The sequence below is a fragment of the Streptomyces sp. NPDC093586 genome (genome assembly GCF_044764905.1).
Lineage (GTDB): Bacteria > Actinomycetota > Actinomycetes > Streptomycetales > Streptomycetaceae > Streptomyces.
In genome coordinates this window covers 135,425-154,767 of the sequence record NZ_JBIWJA010000007.1, presented here as the reverse complement: position 1 = coordinate 154,767, position 19,343 = coordinate 135,425, and the positions used below count along the sequence as shown (strand labels likewise).

The following is a 19,343-nucleotide window of genomic DNA, read 5'->3' as shown; positions in this document are numbered from 1 at the left end:
CGGCTTGATCGTGGATCCAGCGGAGCTCGGCCGGCTGTACGAGCAGCGCACGGCCGGCTCCGCTCCCGCCTACCGGCGCGTCAAGGACCTCGTCGCCGAGCGGATCGCCGGCGGCCACTGGCGCGAGGACGACGCGCTGCCGTCGGAGAGCCAGTTCGTCGAGGCGCTCGGCCTGTCCCGGATGACGGTCAACCGCGCCCTGCGCGAGCTGGCCGGCGAGGGCGTCATCCGGCGGGTCATGGGGGTGGGCAGCTTCGTCGCCCCGAGGAAGGCCAGCTCCGCCCTGCTCGAGGTGCACAACATCGCCGACGAGGTGCGCCACCGCGGCCACCGTTACGAGGCCCGCGTGCTGTCCGTGTGCGAGGAGCGGGCCGACGGGAAGACCGGCGCGCACCTCGGCCTCGGCGAGGGGGAGCCGGTCTTCCGCTCACGGGTGGTCCACTACGAGGACGGCGTGGCGATCCAGCTGGAGGACCGCTACGTCGTCCCGGCGTTCGCGCCCGGCTACCTGGAGCAGGACTTCACCCGGCAGACGCCGTTCACCTTCCTGTCCAAGGTCGCGCCCCTGGGCAAGGGCGAGCACATCGTGGAGGCCGTGCTGGCGTCGCCCGAGGAGAGCGCGGTCCTCGGTGTCGCGCCGTCCGAGCCCTGTCTGCTGATCCACCGCCGCACCTGGTCACGGGACGCGCTCGTCAGCATCGCGCGGCTGCTGCACCCCGGTTCGCGCTACCGCCTCGAGGGCGCGTTCGCGACGCACTGACTCACGCGGCGGACGCCCCCGCCGCCGTGGCCGGCGCATGACCCGAGACGGCCGAGGTGAGCCGTGCGGCGCCCTGCCGCAGGACGTCCCGCACATGGGCCGCGTCGTGCCGGCAGTGGTGGCGGCGCCAGGTGGTGCTGATCGCCGCGACCGGCCGCCCGTTGTGGTCGAACGCCGCCACTCCCATCGAGCAGAAACCGCGGGTCACCAGCTCGACCTCCTGGGACCAGCCGCGCTCCCGCTCCCGGGCCAGCTCGCCGGCCAGCTCCGGCAGCGTCCGCGGGCCCCTGCCCGTGCGGGTGGTCAGGTCGCCGGGCCGGGGGAACAGGGCCCGCAGCTGCGCCTCGGAGGCGTGGGCGAGGATGGCGCGCCCGTTGGCCGTGAGATGGGCCGGCAGGCGGACGCCGATGTCGGTGACGAGGGCGATGTCGATGTCGCCGGCCCGGCCCGCGGGCGGGCGTTCCTTGAGCAGGTAGACCGTCTCCGCGCCGTGCAGGATCCCCAGGTGCACGGTCTGGCCGAGGCGGCTCGCGAGCGTGTGCAGGAGGGGCCGGGCGAGCCGTTCCAGGGGCTCGTGCCGCAGATAGGCGGAGCCGACCTCGAAGGAGGTGACGCCCAGGCCGTACGCCTGCTCCGCCGGCACGTAGGTGACGAAGCCGCGGTCGGCCAGGACCTTGAGGATGTGGTACGCCGACGACCGCGGGATTCCCAGGTCACGGGCGAGCGTCGCGGCCTGCACCAGTCCGGGGCGCCCGGCGAGGTACACCAGCATGTCCAGCGCCCGGCCGACGGCCGGTGACGCGCTCGACGGCGCGTGTGACGGCGACGGCGTGCTCGGTGCCGGCTCGCGTTCACTCATCGGACCACCCCTTGACGCTCCTGTATAGACAGGAATATACAGGCGGTCGTCCCCGCCGGGATCTCGGACGACGGTCCGGCCGGGACGAGACGGGAACCGCTCCGTCACACCTTCCGGCGCACACCCCCGAAGAGGGAGACACTCGTTTGCGTACCGACACCGCCGGCCTGAGCAGAGGGCTCCGCTCCCGGCACATCCGCTTCATCGCCCTCGGCTCCGCGATCGGCACGGGGCTCTTCTACGGCTCGTCCGAGTCCATCCGGGCCGGCGGGCCCGCGGTCCTCCTGGCCTATCTGATCGGCGGAGCGGCCGTCTTCCTCGTGCTGCGGTCCCTCGGCGAGATGGCCGTGGCCTCGCCGAGCGCCGGCTCCTTCGGTGAGTACGCGACCAGGCACCTCGGCCCGCTCGCCGGGTTCACCACGGGCTGGACGTACGCCTTCGAGATGGTCATCGTCTGCGTCGCGGACATCACCGCGGTCGGCGTCTACATGGGCTTCTGGTTCCCCGGCGTGCCGCGCTGGATCTGGGTGCTGGCCGCCGTCCTCCTCATCGGCGCGCTCAACCTCGTCAGCGTCAAGGTCTTCGGCGAGCTGGAGTTCTGGCTCTCCCTGGTGAAGATCGTGGCCATCGTCGCGATGATCCTCGTCGGCATCGCCGTGATCGCCTTCGGTCTCGGTGACGGCGGCGGCCACGTCGGCCTGTCCAACCTGTGGAGCCACGGCGGCTTCTTCGCCGGCGGCGCCGACGGCTTCGTGATGTCGTTCGCCGTGGTCATGTTCGCGTTCGGCGGCACGGAGATCATCGGCGTCACGGCGGGCGAGGCCCAGTCCCCGGAGAAGACCATCCCGAGCGCGGTCAACTCCATCCCGCTGCGCATCATCCTCTTCTACGTCCTCACCCTCGCGGTGATCATGTCGATCACCCCCTGGCAGGACATCGACGCGTCGGGCAGCCCCTTCGTCGAGATCTTCACCGGCGTCGGGCTCAAGTCCGCGGCCGCCGTCCTCAACCTCGTCGTCCTCACCGCCGCCCTGTCGGCGATCAACAGCGACATCTTCGCCGCGGGCCGCACGATGTTCGGCCTGGCGGAGCGGCGCCAGGGCCCCGCCGTCATGCTGAAGGTCACCCGCAACGGCGTGCCGTGGGTGACCACCCTCGTCATGATCGGGGCCCTGCTGCTCGGTGTACTGATGAACGTCCTCATGCCCGGCGAGATCTTCCTGATCATCTCCTCGATCGCGACGTTCGCCACCGTCTGGGTCTGGCTGATGATCCTGCTGACCCACGTCAAGGCGCGCAGGGCGATGTCCGCCGAGGAGAGGGCGTCGCTGAAGTTCCCCGTCCCCTTCTGGCCCTACGGCCAGATCGCCGCCATCGTCTTCATGGCCGCGGTCATGGTGCTGCTCGCCTTCGACGGCAGCACCCGGATCGCCCTGGTCGTCGGCGCGGTGTGGCTGGCGCTCCTCGGAGGCGTCCACGCCCTGTGGATCCGGCCGCGGCAGCCCGGCCCGCAGCCGGTCTCCGCCACGGAGGGGACGGGCTGCGCGAGCCCGGACGGTGACGCGGCGAGCACGGAGGAACCGGCCCGCGCACCGCGGTGACGCCGCGGAAGGGGGACCGGCGGGCGAGGAGCCGGTACGCGGCCCGCGGGCTCGACGGTGTTGTGCATTCCGTGACCCGGAACTATGGCTTCCGTCACAGCCAGGCGTGATCTTGCCCTGGTGAGATCGCCGGATGCTCGGTTTCCTCCTCCGTCTCCTGCCGTTCTGGGTCCGCGAGCCCCTGCTCATCGCGGTGGGATCGGTCCTCGGCGTGCGCATCGTGTATCTCGGCCTTCGCGATGAGGAATGGGTGGCGGTCGGTCTCGGTGCGTTGTTCCTCGTGTTCACCGCGGTGCGCGTCCACGGGGTGGTCCAGGCCCTGCGGGCACGCCGGAACCAGAGCCCGGCGGCCCCCGCGGCCGGGGCGGTGGCCGACGCTGCCGCCCAGCCCCAGCCCCAGCCCCAGCCCCGGCCCCACCCCCAGCCCGGAGCGGGGCGGCGTCCCACTCCGGCCGCCCCGGAGAAGGAACCCAACGCGTGGGGCCAGGCCGTCGCCGCCGTGGCCGTGTTCGCGGCACTCGGGGCCGCGCTGTGGCTGGGCCCGCACCTGCTGCCCTCCGACGACAACGGCAGCACGCCGCGGGCCGCCTCGTGTTCGAGCGGGGACCGCGAGGAAACGCCGAGTGCCTACAAGAGGACGCCGCAGGCCGTGACCGGCGAGGAGCTGTGCGAGGCACTCAACCGGTCCGACCTGGCCCAGCTCCTCGGAACGCCCGCGGAGACCGCCACCGTGGCGTCCGGCACCAGCAACACGGCTCCCCTGACCGACGGGAAGATCGCCCAGCCGGAGGCCGAGGTCCAGTTCGACACGTACACCGTGAACGTCTCGGCCACGTACAACGAGCTGTCGATCGCCCAGTACGTGAAGCTGATGAAGTACGGGGAGGAGACGGACGTCAGGACGCTCACGGTCCTCGGCCGGCCCGCGGTCCTCTCCTCGGACCACACCATGAAGATCGAGATCAACCTCGGAGGCGGCACCTCCGGCGGGCCAATCGAAGAGGGCCCCCTGGCCAGGACGCTGACCGTGGCCTTCGACAGGAAGGACCGGGGCGGCTACTACGACATCACCGTGTGGAGCGCGACCGGAGCCCTCCCGGACGACAGGGCACTCCTCGGCATCGCGGAGAAGGTCCTCCCCGCCCTCCCCGAACGGGCCGTGTGACGAGGCGCCCGGTATCGCCGGCGACGAAGCGCAGGGCAGACCACGCCTCAGCCGCAGGACCCGCCGCCGACGACCAGCTCTCGCCTGTACGAGTGGAGGACCCCGGCCACGCGCGGCGCCGGTGAGGTACTCCGAGGTGACGAAACCGTGGATCCTCGTGCCGGCGAGACCCGGTGGCGGCGGAGGTGCACGTGTCGTCGGGCAGAGACCTCTCGCCATCCCGGGCCGCGTCTTCCGGACCGCGCCGACCGGGTCGGCCGTCTCGAGGCCGCGGTCGGTGACGGCTCGCGGTCTGGCCGACAGGACTCCGGCCGCCCCAATACCAGAAGAACCGTCACCGGGCGGGACGCCCCCGCGAGAATGACCCGATTTCCTCCGCGACGAAGTTATCCGGCCAACATCCCGCCCCTTTCCGCTTCTTGGACAACCGGACATCGCATCCGTTCCTCTCACGGCGCGGGCACAGGAAGTGCACCTCACCGTGCGGGCCCCGCGACCGTCGTCACCGACGAGACGTGCCGCCCGCCGCCTGTCTCCTTCTCACAGCATCCGGAGGACGAGGGAACGATGACCAGAACGCGCACCACCCGGCTGCGGCGTCCGCTGCTCGCCGGCACCACGGCCGTCGCCGCCATGGCCGTGACCGCCGGGCTCGTGGCCGCCACGTCGGAGCCGGCGGAGGCCGCGACGGGGCCCAAGCTGAGCCTCATCGCCGCGACCGACACGATCACGCTCACCTCCTGGAAGGAGGACCCGGGCGTCTACCTCGACCTCGGCACCTACCTCACCGCCGACGGGACGCCGCTGGAGCTGAAGGTGACCCGGAAGTCCTACAAGGACCCGGTGACCATCACCCAGACCGTGTACGAGGGCGGCAGGGCCACGACCAAGGCGCTGCCCAAGGGCACGGTGAAGGACTTCTCCGGCCTGCCCGGCTTCGCGGAGATCACGGTCACCGACAAGGCGGGCAAGAAGGTCCTCAGCCGTACCGAGAACTTCTGCCCGAACAACGCCAGCGGCCGGGTGCGCCCCGACGCGCCCGCCACCTCCAAGTATCCGGAGAGCTGCCCCACCAATCCGTTCACCCTCGGTTCGGTGTGGGGCGTCGAGAAGGGCTGGGCCGCCAACACCTACGCGGGTTCCTACACCGACTCGGTCAAGCTGGCGGCCGGTACGTACACGGCCAAGGTCGGTGTCGCCAAGAAGTACCGCGACCTGTTCGGCATAGCCGACAAGCCGGTCACGGTGAAGGTGAAGGTGGAGGAGCGGAGCTACGACGACGAGCGGGGCACTCCCGGGGCGGCGCTCCGCTCCGACCGGTCCGCCGAGGCCGGCGGCGAGCACGCAGGGCACGGAGCGGACCACCTGGCGCCGGCCGGGCACGCGGGCCACGCCCCGACGCCGGCCCAGGCCGCCGCGCCGGCGACGAGCGGCGCGGGCCCCTCGTACAACGTGGGCCACGGGCCGCTGAAGGCGGCGCCCCCGGCCCTGCCCTGGGCGGTGAAGAAGGAGCAGGCCGCGCGCGCGATGCGGATCGGTGACACGGGCGGGCAGACCGACGGCTCACGCAAGGCACCGGCGCTCGAGCCGCTGGCGAAGCGACCCGCGGGCAAGCCCTCCGTCCCGGACGTCCCCAAGCCCGACCTGCGCTCGCTGCCGGCCTACGGCATCGTCATCAGCGACGGCGAGAAGGACATCCCCGGCAAGGACTACCTGGCCTTCAGCGCCAACGTGTGGAACGCCGGCCCGGCGCAACTGGTGGTGGACGGCTTCCGTTCGCCCGGCAAGGCCAAGATGGACGCCTACCAGTACTTCTACGACGCCCAGGGCAAGCAGGTCGGCTACACCCCGACCGGCACCATGGAATGGGACCCGCGCCCGGGCCACGTGCACTGGCACTTCACCGACTTCGCCAGTTACCGGCTGCTGAAGGCGGACAAGAAGGAGGCCGTGCGCAGCGGCAAGGAGGCATTCTGCCTGGCCAACACCGACGCGGTCGACTACACGGTGAAGAACGCCAACTGGCACCCGTTCAACACCGACCTGGCGACCGCCTGCGGCCAGGAGACCTCGATCTCCGTCCGTGAGGTGCTGGACGTCGGCTCCGGGGACACGTACACCCAGGACCTGCCGGGCCAGTCCTTCGACATCACCGACGTGCCCAACGGCACGTACTACATCCAGGTGCTGGCCAACCCGGAGAAGCGTCTGAAGGAGACCGACCTCGGCAACAACAGCGCGCTCCGGAAGATCGTCCTCGGCGGCAAGCCGGGCAAGCGGACGGTGACCGTGCCGGCGCACGATCTCGTGAACGCGAACTGACCCATCGTCAGGTGACTGGCACGGGCCGGGGGCCGGCGACCACACGCAGTGGCCGCCGGCCCCTACGTGTCACGGGATGCCGTCCGGCAGCACCGCACCCGTCCGGCCCGGCTGCTCGAGCAGGCCGGGCGGACCGGACGGCGACCGCGGCCGGCTCTGCGCCATGGGGAGAGCCCGAGCACCGACGCCGAGACCGTGCGGCGCGTCTTCCCCGGACCCCTTCAGCGCCTCGGGCCCGTAGCGGCCGCGGGGGAGCGGCCGTCGCTGCCCGCCGCCTATCTGCGGTATCCCAGGATCGTCATCATCCCGCTCTCCGAGTGGTACTGGTTGTGGCAGTGCAGCATCCACAGGCCCGGGTTGTCGGCGTCGAAGTCGAGCACCAGTTTCCGGTGCGGCAGCACCACCGCGGTGTCCTTGCGCGCACCTACGCCGTCCAGCCCGTTGACGGCGAAGGTGTGCCCGTGCAGGTGCATCGGGTGCCACATGTCCGTGGCGTTGATGAGGGTCAGCCGTACCCGTTCCCCGGCGCGCACCGGACGGCGCTCCTGCTCCGAGTAGGCCTTGTGGTCGAACCCCCAGTCGAACTTCGCCATGCTGCCGGTGATCCTGATGCGCATCTCGCGGTCGGGTTCGCGGTCGTCCAGGGCCACGGAGTCGTCGGGTACGAGCCGGCGCGCGGGAACGGTCCTGCCGTCGAGTTCGTCCGGGTGGGCGTCGGCCGGGGGAAGGTTCTTGCTCCCCTTGTCGGTGCGCAGCACGGCGAGGGCCCTGCCCTTCTTGCCCTCGGGCAGCGCGACCAGGGGGAAGACGCCGTCCCGGGCGGTGATCAGGACGTCGTACCGCTCCGCCATGCCGACGAGGAGGGCGTCGGTCTTCGCGTGCTTCACCGGATAGCCGTCGGTATGGGTGACCGTCATCCCGTGACCGCCCAGCGCGACCCGGAAGGCGGTCTCGGAACCGGCGTTGATGATGCGCAGCCGGACCCGGTCGCCGGGACGGCAGCGGAACACCTCGGGATGAGCGGGCAGGCGCCCGTTGACCAGGTGGTGGGGGTGGGCGACGCTGCCGCCCTCGCCGTGCAGCATGCGGCTGTGGGAGGAGCGCAGCACGCGCGAGGGGCCCGCGGGCTTCCTGGTGGGCGAGGGGAGCGACGTCGCCGGCCGGCCGGGGCTCGCGCCGCCGTGGCCGGGCCCCATGCCCATGTGCCCCATGTCCATGGAGCCACCGGGCCTGAGCTGGTCCAGGACCTCGTCGGGGGTGGAGCCTTCCACGCCGTCGAGCCAGTCGTCCAGGACCACGACCCACTCCTTGTCGTAGGACAGGGGCTCTCGCGGGTCGTCGACGACGAACGGCGCGTACAGCGCTCGGTCCGCCTGCATCCCGACGTGGGAGTGGAGCAGGTACGTTCCCGGGTGCTCGGCGGTGAAACGGTAGCGGAAGTCGGACCCGGGACGGATGGCCTCCTGGGTGAGGCCCGGAACACCGTCCATGTCGCAGCGCAGCCGCACTCCGTGGCCGTGCAGCGTGGTGTCGGTGGGCAGCCGGTTGACGAGTGTCAGGTCGAGCACGTCTCCGGCGGTGACCCGCACCAGAGGACCCGGAAGCGCTTCGTCGTACGCCCAGCTCGGCACGGAGAGCCCGCCGAGGTCCAGCATCGTCTCGGCGGCGGTGAGCCGGTACGTGCGCACCGGACCGGTTCCGCGTTTCCGTTCGGCCGCGAGGACTTCCGGGTCGGACGGATTGATGTAACCCGGCGGCCCGGCCGGAACGAACGTCGCCGCACCGGCCGCTCCTCGAGGGCCGGAGCTCGGTCCCGAGCCGGAGCTCGACCCCGGGCCGGGGCTCGTACAGGCTGCCAGGAGACCCGCGCCGGCTGCGGCGACCGGGACGCGGAGCAGGGTGCGCCGAGAAGGTTTGATCATGACTGCATAAGACATGCCGGATGATCGGACAGCCTGTCGGTGCGGCCGAACGGCTGACGCGACGGGCGTGAATTCCACCGGCAGGCGGACGGCCGCGGCCGACGGCTCGCCGCGTCCGCGTGTTCTCGGGCAGCGCGGCGACCCGCCGTCCGGCCGGAGGGAAGAAGACTTCCGGACCTCTTCGCGCCCGATCACCGGTTCCGATGGGACGCGGGGCACGCGAGCGGCAGACTGGCCTCATGAACACGTCAGATGCCAAGGCCGATCTTCACCGCTACCTGCAGTCCGCCCGCGACGCGCTGCTGTGGAAGCTCGAAGGACTCTCGGAGTACGACATACGCCGCCCGCTCACGCCGACGGGCACCAACCTCCTGGGATTGGTGAAGCACGTGGCCAGCATGGAACTGGGCTACCTCGGCGACGTCTTCGGGCGGCCGTCCGGTGAGGCGCTGCCCTGGCTGGAGGACGGTGCCGAGACCAACGCGGACATGTGGGCGACCGCCGACGAGTCGCGCGAGGACATCGTGGCGCTGTACCGCCGGTCGTGGGCCCACGCGGACGCGACGATCGACGCGCTGGCGCTGGACACGACCGGCAAGGTGCCGTGGTGGCCCGGCGACAGGGCCGAGGTGACGCTGCACCATGCCGTCGTGCGCATGATCGCCGAGACACACCGGCACGCCGGGCACGCCGACATCGTCCGCGAACTCATCGACGGCGGCGTCGGGGAGAGGAGGGGCAACGACAGCATGGCGCCGGGCGACCCGGCGTGGTGGGAGGGCTACCGAGGCCGGCTGGAGCGTGCGGCCCGGGAAGCCGACCGGGACGCGTAAGGGGGCACCACCGTCGTCGCCCGGCACCGAGCGCGGCCCGCCGAACCGTTCCGTCGCAGTGCGGAGGGATGACATCCCCGTGCGGCGGCGGGCCCGCGCGGACGTGCGCGTAGTAGGAAAGGATCCCGCACGCGTGCGTGCCGAACGGAGGCATTCTTGAAGACAGCCCTGCGCATGGCCCTGGCCATCGTCTTGTCCGCCGGGGGCGTATCGGCCACGGCTCCGGTCACGACCGCCTCGGCCGCCGACCCCTTGCAGTACGTCGCGCTCGGCGATTCCTACGCGGCCGCCCCGCTGGTACCGCCGTCCGACCCGCACGACCCCGCGTGCCTGCGCTCCCTGGCCGGCTACCCGCGCGTCGCGGCCGGGGCCCTGGACGCGAAGCTCACCGACGTCAGCTGCTCCGGCGCCACCGTCGGCCATCTGAGCACCGCCCAGCACCCGGGGACCCCACCCCAGTACGACGCGCTCACCCCCGACACCGACCTCGTCAGCATCACCATCGGCGGCAACGACACCGACCTCTTCGACGAAGCGCTGAGCTGCGTCAACATCCTGCCCGAGCCCCGCGGCACCAGCTGCGCGAAGAAGAACACCGCCGGCGGCACCGACCGGATCAGGTCCCGCATCGACGCCTGGGCACCGGTCTTCGCCACCGCCCTGGACGACATCGCCCGGCGGGCGCCGGATGCCGAGATCTTCGTCGTCGGCTACGGCGACTACCTCCGGCCCGACGGCTGCTACCCCGCCCAGCCCTACTGGAAGCAGGACGCCAACTACCTCCAGGGCGCGATCGACCACCTCAGCGCCGTACTGAAGCGGACGGCCCAAGAGCATGGTGCCGCCTTCGTCGACACCTACACACTGAGCATCGGGCACGACATCTGCGCCGCCCCCGCCGACCGCTACTTCGAGGGCCTGGTCCCCTCCCACCTGGCCGCGCCTCTGCATCCCAACGCCTCAGGCGCCCGGGCCATCGGCAACGCCCTCGCCGCGGCCGTCCGCGCGACGTCGGCACCGTCCGGCGGCGGCCGGTGAGGGGTGGTGTCGTCCGCGGCCGGCACAGGGCTCGCCCACGTCACCGCCGGCCGGCGGAAGCGCCGGGCGTGCCCGGGCGACAGGTGCGGCCGGCCCGGCCGAGGGCTCCGGAGCCGGCACCTTCCGTGAGGGGCCGAGGGCTCGTACGAGCCCGCCACAGAGGCCCTTCGGGCAGCCGCGCTCCCTGGTGGTGGCTTCCGGTGCATAGAATCCGGTCTCATGCCGAAGCCTGACGAGCTGATCATTGACATCGCCGCCCTCGTGGAGTCCGGGCAGAGCAGTCAGATGTCCCTGACCGTGGTCACCGGTGGTGCCGTGGTCACCGGTCGCCTGGCTCCCGAAGCCGTATGGCGGCAGAGGGTGTCGGAGGTCCTGACGGATTCCGCCCAACTGAGCGAGTTCTCCGCCGTCTTCGACACCCCCGCGAAGAAGGAGGGGCCGCCCACGCACCTGCACTTCCATGTTGCCCGGATCCTGCAGGGCACGGTGGGGATCCCGGAGACGGGCGGGATGTACCGCGTCGCGATCGAGGACGTGAGCGCCTGGACCGTGGGCGACTTCAGCTACTCCGACGACTGAACCGCCACCACGCGCCGGCCGGGATCGCCCCGGCCGGCGCCCCGGTGAGCACTGGTGATTTCACCGATGGCAACCGCTCGGGCCCCCGGGAATCTGGGTCGGGTCAACGCACTCCCGACCCCACCTCCCGGAGGGCTCCATGCGTCGCCGTTCCCCACGTCGGCTCCTCGGCGTACTCGCGGCCGCCGCCGTCGCGTTCAGTCTGTTCTCGTCGGCCCCGACGGCCGGCGCGGCGGACACCGCGACCGCCCCGGCCGTCTCCACCCGGCCGGCGGGCACGGACGCCCGGCCGCTGTCCACCAGCACGCCGGTCGTCTTCGTCCACGGATACACCGGCAACGCGTCCAACTGGGTCACCGCCATGAACGTCTTCCGGCTCAACGGCTGGTCCGGTTCCCGCCTCTTCGCCTACGAGTACAACTCCTACGGCGACAACGTCACCAACGCCCGCGGTCTCGCCTCCTTCGTCGACAACGTCAAGGCGCGGACCGGTGCGAGCAAGGTGGCCGTCGTCAACCACTCGATGGGCGGCCTGGTCAGCCAGTACTACCTGAAGGTGCTGGGCGGCAACACCAGCGTCAGCCACCTCGCCTCGATCGCCGGCGCCAACCACGGAACCACCTCCGCCGGTGCCTGTCTGATCTACACCACCTGCCGGCAGATGTATCCGGGCTCCTCGTTCATCTCCCAGATCTCCGCCGGTGACGAGACGCCGGGCTCCACCCGGTACGCCACCTGGTACTCGGCGTGCGACGGCATCATCATCCCGTTCACCAGCACGCGGCTGAGCGGCGCGACGAACAACAACGTGGCCTGCCAGACCCACCTCGGTTTCCTGGCGGACCCGCTCGTGCTCGGCCAGATCGCCCGCTTCGTCGCCTCCTGACCCCGACGCGCCGCCTCGGGACACGCGCACCCGGCGAACGCCGTCGCGCGTGTCCCGTCCCGTTCCCGCGCCGACCGCCGTTCGGGCTCAGCAGCCGCCGCAGTTGTAGTACGTGACGTCCCAGTGGTTGCCCTCGTCGGCGTAGACGTTGCCGGAGCCGGACCGCCACTGCGGAGCACCGTCGCCGCGCAGGCCGATGTAGGTGAAGCTGTTCTTGATGTAGTTGCCGACGCACGTGTACTTGCTGAAGTCCAGCTTGTAGCCGTTCCAGTGCGAGTACGTGCCGGAGGCGTGTCCGGTCTCGGTCCCGCCCGTGATGTTCAGCGCGCACCCGCTGGCCCGCTTCAGGGTCTGGGCGCCCTGAGCGGTGGCGAGGTTGAGCTGGTCGAAGGACGTACAGGACGAGTTGTTGCGGTCGGAACAGCCGCCGGAGGACGACCAGGTGATCCCGACCTCGCGGAACATCGACGTCGCGGTGGCATGGCTGATCTTGGTCACCGCGAACGCGTCGCCGGCGCTGCCGACGACGACGGCGCCGGGCGCGGCCACCAGGGCGAGGGCCGTGACGGCCGACCGGATGCGTGTGCCTCTCGTGTGCCGCGCTCTCTTCGCCGCCGCAGGACTGTCGGCGGGGACCGTCGGAGACTTCATGAAGGAACCTCCATGCAGTGCGTCATGCTGCCGGTGGGGTGGTCGAGCATGTGGTGCACGACGATGGTGCCCGAGGTCTACGCGCGTACGCCAGAGGGCGTCGGCAGCGACGCTCGCCCGGGTCGGACGACGGACGTCCAGCAGAATGACCGCATGTCTCGAACCACCAGCACCCGCGCCCGTGGCGACGACGATCCCCCGCGCGTGCGCCGTGCCGCGGGAGCGGCCGCCTTGGTGATCGTCGGCGCCGGGACGGGCCTCAGGGCCGTGTCGGAGGGCGATGTGGCCAAGTACGGCGGTGACGCCCTCTACACCCTGCTGGTCTTCGCCCTCGTCGTCCTGGCGGCGCCGCGGGTGACACCGTGGAAAGCCGGCGCAGCCGCCCTGGCGGTGAGTTGGTGCGTCGAGTTCCTGCAGCTCACCGACCTGCCGGCAACGCTCTCCCGGCAGAGCACGGCGGCCCGCCTGGTCCTCGGTTCCACCTTCAACGCACCGGACCTGCTGTGGTACGCGGTCGGGGCGGCGACCGGATGGCTCGTCGCGGCCCGGATACGCCGCGCCCGTGCGTAGCCGCGCTCGCCCCGGACCGGGCGGTACGCCCCATCGGCGCCCCCGCGGCGGCGGCCACCCGGGCTCCGCGGGTGGCGACCACGGCGTCGGCAGCCCCGGCACCCGGTCGCTCTTCGCCGGCGTCCACACCCTCGACGGCCGGCCCGTCGACGCCACGCTGGACGACAGCCCGGCCGCCCGCGTCGTCACCGCACTGGCCACCGGCGCGTTCTGGGCCGTCGGATTCGTGATCGCCGCCGCCGCGGGCCGCCGCCGCCGCCACCCGGGCCGTCGGCGTCATGATGGGCGGTCCGACCCTCGCCAACGTGGTCGGCGTGCCGATCGGCTCCTTCGCCGTCCGATTCGCCGGTGACGCCCCCCACCCTCACCTCGACCCTGACGACCTCGGCCTGCGACACCGGCATCGCCGCCGGTTCGGCCGTCGTCGGCCGGGCCCCGGACTCCTCCCTCGGCCTGACCGGCCCGGCCCCGGTCGGCACCGTCTCGGCCGCTCTCACGCTGCTCCCGCTCACCGCCCTCGCGCTCCTCGGCAGGACCCGCCCGGCACGGGTCGTCGCCCGGCGCACCGGCACCGCCGAACGGCGGGCCGATGACACACGGGCGACGACCGGGCACTGACCCCTCACGTCCGCATCCGGCCGGCTCCGGCGCGGCGCCGTCGGCCGGCCGGCGACGCGCCGGGCGTCCGGCCCGGTCTCAACGGCGCTCGGCGCACAGCGCGGCGTCCACCGCTCCCTGCAGATGACGCAGGCTCGCACCCTCGGCCGCCCAGGTCGTGGAGTAGACGGTGACGGTGCCACGGCCGGACGTGGCCCGGCCACCGCCGACCGAGTCGCCGGGCAGATCCCCGCCGTGACCCCAGTAGACGCCGCCGCAGCTCAGCGGGATCGCGGCGACGCCGTATCCGTAGCGGCTGCCTGTCGGATAGACATCGCGCCCGCCGACGTCGGTGCTGTCCCGGGTCATCAGACGCACCGCCCAGCCGGGCAGGAGGCGGCCCCCGAACAGGCCGTTCCAGAAGGCGTTGAGGTCCTCCGGTGTGGAGACCAGCCCGCCGGACGCGCCGAACTCGTACCCGGGCAGCTCCGTCACATCCACCCGGCCCGCCCCCGGACGCGCCGGGTGGACACCGTAGTTACGGGCGTGCGGTCCGCGCAGGGTCAGCTCTCCGGGCGCGGGCCAATAGGTGTCGTTCAGACCCAGGGGGCGCAGGATCGTGCGTTCGACGTAGGTGCGGAAGTCCGTTCCCGAGGTCTTGTCGATCACCATGCCGAGCACCAGGTAGTTGGTGTTCGAGTAACCCCAGTCGGTGCCCGGCTCGAAGACGGGCTCCTCTCCGAGCGCGAGAGCCAGGTAGCCCTCGTCCGTGCCGGGCTGTTCCTGGTTCCAGTCGACCAGTGCCGTGTACTCGGGCAGCCCGCTGGTCTGCTTGAGCAACTGCCGTACGGTGACGGGGCGGTTCGCGAGCTGCGGCACGTAGGTGCCCGCGGAGGCGTCCAGCCGTATCCGTCCGTCCGCCACGAGGCGCATCACGGCCGCTGCGGTGAACGCCTTGGTGTTGCTGGCGATCCGGATCCGGCCCTTCTCGTCGACCATCGGACGGCCCGACTCCAGGTCCGCGACGCCGGCGGTACGTGTCACCCTGCCGTCGAAGGCCAGTGCTCCCGGGACTCCGTCGCGGTCGACGAGCCGGTCCAACTGCCGCTGGACGGGGTCGTCGTGATGTGCCGCCGCGGCGGGTGCGAGGGCGCCGGCGAGGATCACCGTGAGCAGTGATGCCGCGGCGAGGCGTCGGTGATGCATGAGGGTCTCCCTGATCGTGGTCCGCCGGGCACGGCCCGGTCTGTCGCTCACCGGCGACTCTGCCCTTCGACCAGGACAAGATCCCTACCGCTGACCCCCGCATTCGGGGTGTAACCCGGCCCCTTGACGAACCGGCGCACGACGCGCCCGGCGAGGCGTCGTCCGCGTCACGGCTGCCGTCGCCCCCGGCTGTGCCACGGCGGCTCCGGTGCTCACCGGATGCTCACCGGAGTACCGGGACGACATCCGCGGCGGCGGGTACCCGGTCACGTCGGTCGGTGGCATCGGCTCCGCGTGCGTCCCGGACGGCGAGCGGCCGCCCGAGGGCGGCTGGGCGCGAGGCCGTCGGCGGGTGCGCTCCCCGGGCACGGGGGAGGGCTTTCGGCCGGACGGCGGTCAGCGCCCCGCGGTGCGGGACTCGTCCCGGCGATCCGCGGCGGACGGCCGGACGGGACGTGTCGGGGAGGCGCCGCCGCCACGGCGGACGACGGCCACGGCCGCGAGGCCGACGGCCGGTCCGAGGGCGGTCCGCGCGCCGAAGCCCGCCGCCGCTCCGGCACGGGACTGCCCGTCGGCGCCTCGGCCCGGCTCCGGACGGAACTCCGGGCCCCTCTCTCCGCCCGGGACCGAGCAGCCCGTGGGACACCCGACGCGGCCGGCTCAGTCGACCTGTCCGGCGAACCGGGTCAGCTGGTCCTTGACCCAGGGGTCGTACACCGCGAGCCGGTGGGCGGCCGCGGGATCGAACATGCGCAGCTGGCCCATGACCCACGGGTCGACGCGCTGGTGCGAGGCGGGCCTCCGGGCCGGATGCCGCTCGGCTGTGACCGCGGCAGGATGGCCGGAGTGGCCACTGTGCTGCGGCGGCGCCGCCATCGCCGGCTCTCCGCCGGCCAGAAGTACGCCTCCGACCGCCACGGCGGCGAGACCCGTGGTCGTGACGTGCTGCACCAGCTTGTTCACGATGCTTCCTCCAGCTTCGTACGACGGCAGACTCAAAACGGAATTGACTGATCCGGTTGAGGCGCCTACCCGGCCCCACACGCGGTACACGCGTCGGGCCGAGGCCGTCTCCGCGACGGCCGCACGCACCGGCAACCGCCCACCGGCTACGGGGCGAACCGCACCGGCAGACGCTGCGGGCCACGGATCATCAGCCCCGGGCGCCAGGTGATGGCCGCCGGGTGGATGTCCAGGGTCAGGTCCTCGCAGCGCTCCAGGAGCGTCCGGATGGCGATGCGGGCTTCCAGGCGGGCCAGGGGTGCCCCGAGGCAGTAGTGGATGCCGTGGCCGAACGCCACGTGGCCGCGGGCGTCGCGGGTGATGTCGAAGCGTTCGGGGTCGGGGAAGCGCGCCGGGTCGCGGTCGGCGTCGGCCAGGGCCACGAGCACGAGCTCGCCACCCCCGGGGACGACCGTGTCGCCGATGGTCAGCGGCTCGGTGGTGAACCGGTACGTGGGGGTCTCCACGGGGCCGTCGTAGCGGAGCATCTCCTCGACGGCGGAGTCGATGAGCGTGAGGTCGGCGCGCAGCGCGGCCAGTTGCCCGGGGTGGGTGAGCAGGGCGAGGACGCCGTTGGAGATGAGGTTCACGGTGGTCTCGTGGCCCGCCACCAGCAACAGCCAGGCCATGCCTCGGAGTTCGTCGGAGGACAGCCGGTCGCCGTCACCGTCCGGACCGTGGATCAGCGCGCTCATGAGATCGTCGCCCGGCTGCTGCCGTTTGTCCGCGAGCAGTTGCTCCAGGTACCGCGCCATGGACGCCGCTGCCGTCGCGCGGGCTTCGGGATCGGTCGAGCCGAGGGCGTCGTTCGACCACGCGCGGAAGGAATCGCGGTCGAGATCCGGTACGCCGAGCAGCTCGCAGATGACGGAGATGGGCAGAGGGAAGGACAGGGCCTCGACGAGGTCGGCGCGCCCGTCGGGCGCGGCGAGCATCCGGTCCAGGAGAGCGTCGGTGGTCTTCTGGACGCGCGGGGCGAGCTCCTCCACCCGGCGGGTGGTGAACTCCCGGGCCACCAGCTTGCGCAGCCTCGTGTGGTCGGGCGGGTCGGCCCGGAGCATGTGGGGGCCGGAGGAGATGGCGCCGAGCGGGAACGAGGGGGACGCCTTGCTCCAGTCCTTCGAGAGCCTCGGATCCGCGAGCGCGGCGCGCCCGGCCTCGTAACCGACGACGAGCCAGGCCTCCGCGTCGCCCTCCGGCATCCGTATGCGGTGCACGGGACCCTGGGCCCGTAAGCGGGCGTACACGGGGTACGGGTCGCGGGTGAACGAGTCCCCGAGTGCGGCCAGGTCGACGATGCTCATGGGTTACCACCTCTACGACGGCTCACGGTTCACGACGGTGACCGACGGACATGGTCCACGGCTCCCGAAGGGGCCGCCACCCCGTCGGCGGGCGACCACTGCCCACCGACTGTAAACCCTGGCCTTCACCGGCCAGAACCGGTTTCCGGCCGACGAACGCCCCGCACCGGCCGCCTGCCGTTCTGCGCCGCCCTGGCCGGGCGTTCCATGACGCCCCGCCGAGTCCGCGAGGACCGGGACGGCTCCGGGCGCAGACCTGAGAAGCTGTGTCACATCCTGTTTTCGCAGGTCACGGGGCGTGAAGCGCGGTGGTGATCCGGTTTGCCGTTTGGTTGAGCGTCGATGGTCGCCGTTCCGAACGGCAACGGCAGTGTGATGGTCTTCAGGCTGCTGCGAGGGTGGCCGGCAACGCCTCGGTCTGGCGGCGGGACATGAGCGTGATGAAGGCCCACTGGACGTGGGCTTTAGCGTGGGACATCAGCCGCTCATAGTCCCGGGCGTTTCGCCGGGCCCGCATCGTCCATGAATTCGACCGTTCCACCACCCACCTCTTCGGCAGCAGAACGAAGCCCTTGGCGTCGCCCATACGGCTACCGTAGGGCGAGGCCCGATGTCCGGCCAGCTGTTGCTCGCGACGGTCAGCAATGCGGGCCGAGGCAACCCCGCCGACGAGGAGTGGCGCACGGGCGGATGCGGTGGTGCCTGTGTGCGATGCAGGAGCTGGCGGGGGTGGGCAGCCTTCGTGTCACCGTCCGAGTAGCTGAAGTACCTGCGGCCAACTGTTGACCATGGAGCGCGCGTTCGCGGCACGCGTTCCTCCGAGGCTGCCGCCTCCGTACCCGACGCCGAAGGGCAGGTAGGGGAAGGAGCCGATGCCGTGACCGGCCTTCGGGTAGAGCAAGGCCCGGTGCAGGTGGCCGGTCGCGCCGCGCTCCTGCGCGATCGACTCAGCGGAGGACAGCGAGCCCCACAGGCGGTCGTCGCCGCCGGCGACGGCCAGTACGGTGCCGCGCACGTGATTGAGAGGGATGGGGATGAGGTTCAGCTCCTTGCCGTCCTTGGTCCAAGCGGCGCGTCCTGTTCCGCAGCAGCCCGTGGGGTAGGCGCCGTTGGTGTTACGGCTGGGCGCATAGACGACGGCGTCTTGGACCAGCTCCGGGTAGTACTGGGCCATCAATTGGGCCGCTTCGCTGCCGCGCGAGACGCCGATCACCGCGAGACGCCGTGCATCGGCCTGCGGTTGTCCGCGCAAGTAACGGGCGGCCGTGGCGAAGTAGTCCAGGGAGATGCCGGCCAGGTTCTGCGGCCGCCCCTGGCAGTTGAAGTAACACAGAGCCAGAGCGGGATGGCCGCGGGAGGCCAGGAGCGCGGCCATGAACTGCTTGATGACGGTGACACCGCCTTCCGACCCGCCGAGCAGGAGGACCGGCGCCTTTCGGGGTCCACCGGTGGGCGGCAGGAACAGCTCCCCGCGCAGCTTGTCCTTGGCCACCGTCAGGGTTTTGTGCCGCACTCCCTCCATGGTCCAGGTGCGAGTAAGGAGGCGCTCCGCGATGATACGGCCACCGGACACGACGGCCAGCTTTATCCGATAAGAGGGCGACCGCTGCGGGTAGCTCGGCTCGAACGCGCTCTGGTCCGGATCTCCCTTTGCAGGGATCATGGACCAGAACAAGCCCATGGCGTCTGCTCCCCGATACGTACCGGACTCGGGTTCGGCGTACCCCAGGTCGACGATGCCCTTGGCGTCCGCGGTGAACACGGCGCGCCCCGACCAGCCCATGTTGCGGACATCGGTGGTGTGGGTGGTGACGGTCACCTCTTCACCAGAGATGAGCCCGCTGATCCGGACGTGCACCGCCTCGTCCGCCAAGGCCGCAGGTTTGTCTACCGCGATGGTGGCTGTGCGGCTGTGCTTGCTGTCGGCTTTGCCGTCCCCAGTGCAGCCCGCGGTGGCCAAAAGGATCAGCGCCACTGCGCAGGCCGCAGCTCGTCTTCTCACTTTCTGCATGAGTGCAGTGTGATCACATGTTGTCGCTGCTTGAAGG

Annotated in this window: 19 protein-coding genes; 11 read left to right on the top strand and 8 right to left on the bottom strand. The window is 71.6% G+C overall.

Annotated features, from left to right (window positions below; translation table 11 throughout):
- The first annotated feature begins 10 nt into the window (after positions 1–10).
- A complete protein-coding gene (gene hutC, locus ACIRFH_RS10820; protein ID WP_403519153.1) occupies positions 11–760 on the top strand; it encodes a histidine utilization repressor in 750 nt (249 codons plus the stop codon).
- A 1-nt stretch (position 761) separates the two neighbouring features.
- On the opposite strand, the gene ACIRFH_RS10815 is transcribed toward hutC, so the two are convergent.
- Entirely contained in the window at positions 762–1,619 is an 858-nt protein-coding gene (locus ACIRFH_RS10815; RefSeq protein ID WP_403519008.1) for an IclR family transcriptional regulator, read from the bottom strand.
- Positions 1,620–1,765: 146 nt separating this feature from the next.
- On the opposite strand from ACIRFH_RS10815, the gene ACIRFH_RS10810 reads away from it, so the two are divergent.
- From ACIRFH_RS10810 to ACIRFH_RS10800, 3 genes are all read left to right on the top strand, one after another.
- Positions 1,766–3,220: an amino acid permease gene (locus ACIRFH_RS10810; RefSeq protein WP_403519006.1), complete on the top strand. Its 1,455-nt coding sequence runs from the start codon at positions 1,766–1,768 to the stop codon at positions 3,218–3,220.
- Between the two features lie 133 nt (positions 3,221–3,353).
- Positions 3,354–4,385: a DUF6215 domain-containing protein gene (locus tag ACIRFH_RS10805; protein WP_403519004.1), complete on the top strand. Its 1,032-nt coding sequence runs from the start codon at positions 3,354–3,356 to the stop codon at positions 4,383–4,385.
- A gap of 567 nt (positions 4,386–4,952) precedes the next feature.
- Positions 4,953–6,707 (top strand): lysyl oxidase family protein, encoded by a 1,755-nt coding sequence (locus tag ACIRFH_RS10800; RefSeq protein ID WP_403519002.1) that lies wholly within the window; start codon positions 4,953–4,955, stop codon positions 6,705–6,707.
- 275 nt (positions 6,708–6,982) lie between these two features.
- On the opposite strand, the gene ACIRFH_RS10795 is transcribed toward ACIRFH_RS10800, so the two are convergent.
- On the bottom strand, positions 6,983–8,629 hold the full coding sequence (locus ACIRFH_RS10795) for a multicopper oxidase family protein (protein ID WP_403519001.1): 1,647 nt from the start codon (positions 8,627–8,629) through the stop codon (positions 6,983–6,985).
- 239 nt (positions 8,630–8,868) lie between these two features.
- Between ACIRFH_RS10795 and ACIRFH_RS10790 the strand changes: the two genes are divergently transcribed.
- The 4 genes from ACIRFH_RS10790 to ACIRFH_RS10775 all read left to right on the top strand — a co-directional run bounded on the left by ACIRFH_RS10790 (position 8,869) and on the right by ACIRFH_RS10775 (position 11,965).
- A complete protein-coding gene (locus ACIRFH_RS10790; RefSeq protein ID WP_403518999.1) occupies positions 8,869–9,462 on the top strand; it encodes a DinB family protein in 594 nt (197 codons plus the stop codon).
- A 156-nt stretch (positions 9,463–9,618) separates the two neighbouring features.
- Positions 9,619–10,500, top strand: coding sequence for an SGNH/GDSL hydrolase family protein (locus ACIRFH_RS10785; protein WP_403518997.1), 882 nt, complete (start codon positions 9,619–9,621; stop codon positions 10,498–10,500).
- A gap of 219 nt (positions 10,501–10,719) precedes the next feature.
- Positions 10,720–11,079, top strand: a complete 360-nt coding sequence (locus ACIRFH_RS10780; RefSeq protein WP_403518995.1) for a hypothetical protein — start codon at positions 10,720–10,722, stop codon at positions 11,077–11,079.
- Between the two features lie 139 nt (positions 11,080–11,218).
- Positions 11,219–11,965, top strand: coding sequence for an esterase/lipase family protein (locus tag ACIRFH_RS10775; RefSeq protein ID WP_403518993.1), 747 nt, complete (start codon positions 11,219–11,221; stop codon positions 11,963–11,965).
- 87 nt (positions 11,966–12,052) lie between these two features.
- Here ACIRFH_RS10775 and ACIRFH_RS10770 read toward each other — a convergent pair whose 3' ends face one another.
- Complete coding sequence (locus ACIRFH_RS10770) at positions 12,053–12,616, bottom strand: hypothetical protein (protein ID WP_403518991.1); 564 nt, start codon at positions 12,614–12,616, stop codon at positions 12,053–12,055.
- Positions 12,617–12,769: 153 nt separating this feature from the next.
- On the opposite strand from ACIRFH_RS10770, the gene ACIRFH_RS10765 reads away from it, so the two are divergent.
- Genes ACIRFH_RS10765 through ACIRFH_RS10755 form a run of 3 tightly spaced genes read left to right on the top strand, consistent with a single transcriptional unit; the run spans position 12,770 to position 13,804 of the window.
- Positions 12,770–13,186, top strand: coding sequence for a DUF2809 domain-containing protein (locus tag ACIRFH_RS10765; protein ID WP_403518989.1), 417 nt, complete (start codon positions 12,770–12,772; stop codon positions 13,184–13,186).
- Positions 13,179–13,538 (top strand): hypothetical protein, encoded by a 360-nt coding sequence (locus ACIRFH_RS10760; protein ID WP_403518987.1) that lies wholly within the window; start codon positions 13,179–13,181, stop codon positions 13,536–13,538. Before ACIRFH_RS10765 ends, ACIRFH_RS10760 begins: the two co-directional genes overlap by 8 nt.
- Positions 13,535–13,804: a hypothetical protein gene (locus tag ACIRFH_RS10755; protein WP_403518985.1), complete on the top strand. Its 270-nt coding sequence runs from the start codon at positions 13,535–13,537 to the stop codon at positions 13,802–13,804. Before ACIRFH_RS10760 ends, ACIRFH_RS10755 begins: the two co-directional genes overlap by 4 nt.
- Before the next feature lie 78 nt (positions 13,805–13,882).
- On the opposite strand, the gene ACIRFH_RS10750 is transcribed toward ACIRFH_RS10755, so the two are convergent.
- The 5 genes from ACIRFH_RS10750 to ACIRFH_RS10730 form a co-directional block, all read right to left on the bottom strand.
- On the bottom strand, positions 13,883–14,989 hold the full coding sequence (locus ACIRFH_RS10750; protein ID WP_403518983.1) for a serine hydrolase domain-containing protein: 1,107 nt from the start codon (positions 14,987–14,989) through the stop codon (positions 13,883–13,885).
- 660 nt (positions 14,990–15,649) lie between these two features.
- Positions 15,650–15,952 carry a hypothetical protein gene (locus ACIRFH_RS10745; protein ID WP_403518981.1) on the bottom strand — a complete coding sequence of 101 codons (303 nt, stop codon included), beginning with the start codon at positions 15,950–15,952 and terminating at the stop codon, positions 15,650–15,652.
- A 146-nt stretch (positions 15,953–16,098) separates the two neighbouring features.
- A complete protein-coding gene (locus ACIRFH_RS10740; protein ID WP_403518979.1) occupies positions 16,099–17,295 on the bottom strand; it encodes a cytochrome P450 in 1,197 nt (398 codons plus the stop codon).
- 382 nt (positions 17,296–17,677) lie between these two features.
- The gene (locus tag ACIRFH_RS10735) at positions 17,678–17,881 is read right to left on the bottom strand and encodes a hypothetical protein (RefSeq protein WP_403518977.1); all 204 of its coding nucleotides are present in this window, start codon (positions 17,879–17,881) and stop codon (positions 17,678–17,680) included.
- A gap of 159 nt (positions 17,882–18,040) precedes the next feature.
- The gene (locus tag ACIRFH_RS10730) at positions 18,041–19,306 is read right to left on the bottom strand and encodes an acyl-CoA thioesterase/BAAT N-terminal domain-containing protein (protein ID WP_403518975.1); all 1,266 of its coding nucleotides are present in this window, start codon (positions 19,304–19,306) and stop codon (positions 18,041–18,043) included.
- Between the last annotated feature and the right edge of the window lie 37 nt (positions 19,307–19,343).

Excerpts from the sequence above, each read along its gene's own strand:
- ACIRFH_RS10775 (WP_403518993.1), top strand. The coding sequence starts at position 11,219 with ATGCGTCGCCGTTCCCCACGTCGGCTCCTCGGCGTACTCGCGGCCGCC.
- ACIRFH_RS10750 (WP_403518983.1), bottom strand. The coding sequence starts at position 14,989 with ATGCATCACCGACGCCTCGCCGCGGCATCACTGCTCACGGTGATCCTC.
- ACIRFH_RS10795 (WP_403519001.1), bottom strand. The coding sequence starts at position 8,629 with ATGATCAAACCTTCTCGGCGCACCCTGCTCCGCGTCCCGGTCGCCGCA.
- ACIRFH_RS10780 (WP_403518995.1), top strand. The coding sequence starts at position 10,720 with ATGCCGAAGCCTGACGAGCTGATCATTGACATCGCCGCCCTCGTGGAG.
- ACIRFH_RS10730 (WP_403518975.1), bottom strand. The coding sequence starts at position 19,306 with ATGCAGAAAGTGAGAAGACGAGCTGCGGCCTGCGCAGTGGCGCTGATC.
- ACIRFH_RS10770 (WP_403518991.1), bottom strand. The coding sequence starts at position 12,616 with ATGAAGTCTCCGACGGTCCCCGCCGACAGTCCTGCGGCGGCGAAGAGA.
- ACIRFH_RS10735 (WP_403518977.1), bottom strand. The coding sequence starts at position 17,881 with ATGGGCGACGCCAAGGGCTTCGTTCTGCTGCCGAAGAGGTGGGTGGTG.
- ACIRFH_RS10805 (WP_403519004.1), top strand. The coding sequence starts at position 3,354 with ATGCTCGGTTTCCTCCTCCGTCTCCTGCCGTTCTGGGTCCGCGAGCCC.
- ACIRFH_RS10765 (WP_403518989.1), top strand. The coding sequence starts at position 12,770 with ATGTCTCGAACCACCAGCACCCGCGCCCGTGGCGACGACGATCCCCCG.
- ACIRFH_RS10790 (WP_403518999.1), top strand. The coding sequence starts at position 8,869 with ATGAACACGTCAGATGCCAAGGCCGATCTTCACCGCTACCTGCAGTCC.
- ACIRFH_RS10800 (WP_403519002.1), top strand. The coding sequence starts at position 4,953 with ATGACCAGAACGCGCACCACCCGGCTGCGGCGTCCGCTGCTCGCCGGC.
- ACIRFH_RS10740 (WP_403518979.1), bottom strand. The coding sequence starts at position 17,295 with ATGAGCATCGTCGACCTGGCCGCACTCGGGGACTCGTTCACCCGCGAC.
- ACIRFH_RS10815 (WP_403519008.1), bottom strand. The coding sequence starts at position 1,619 with ATGAGTGAACGCGAGCCGGCACCGAGCACGCCGTCGCCGTCACACGCG.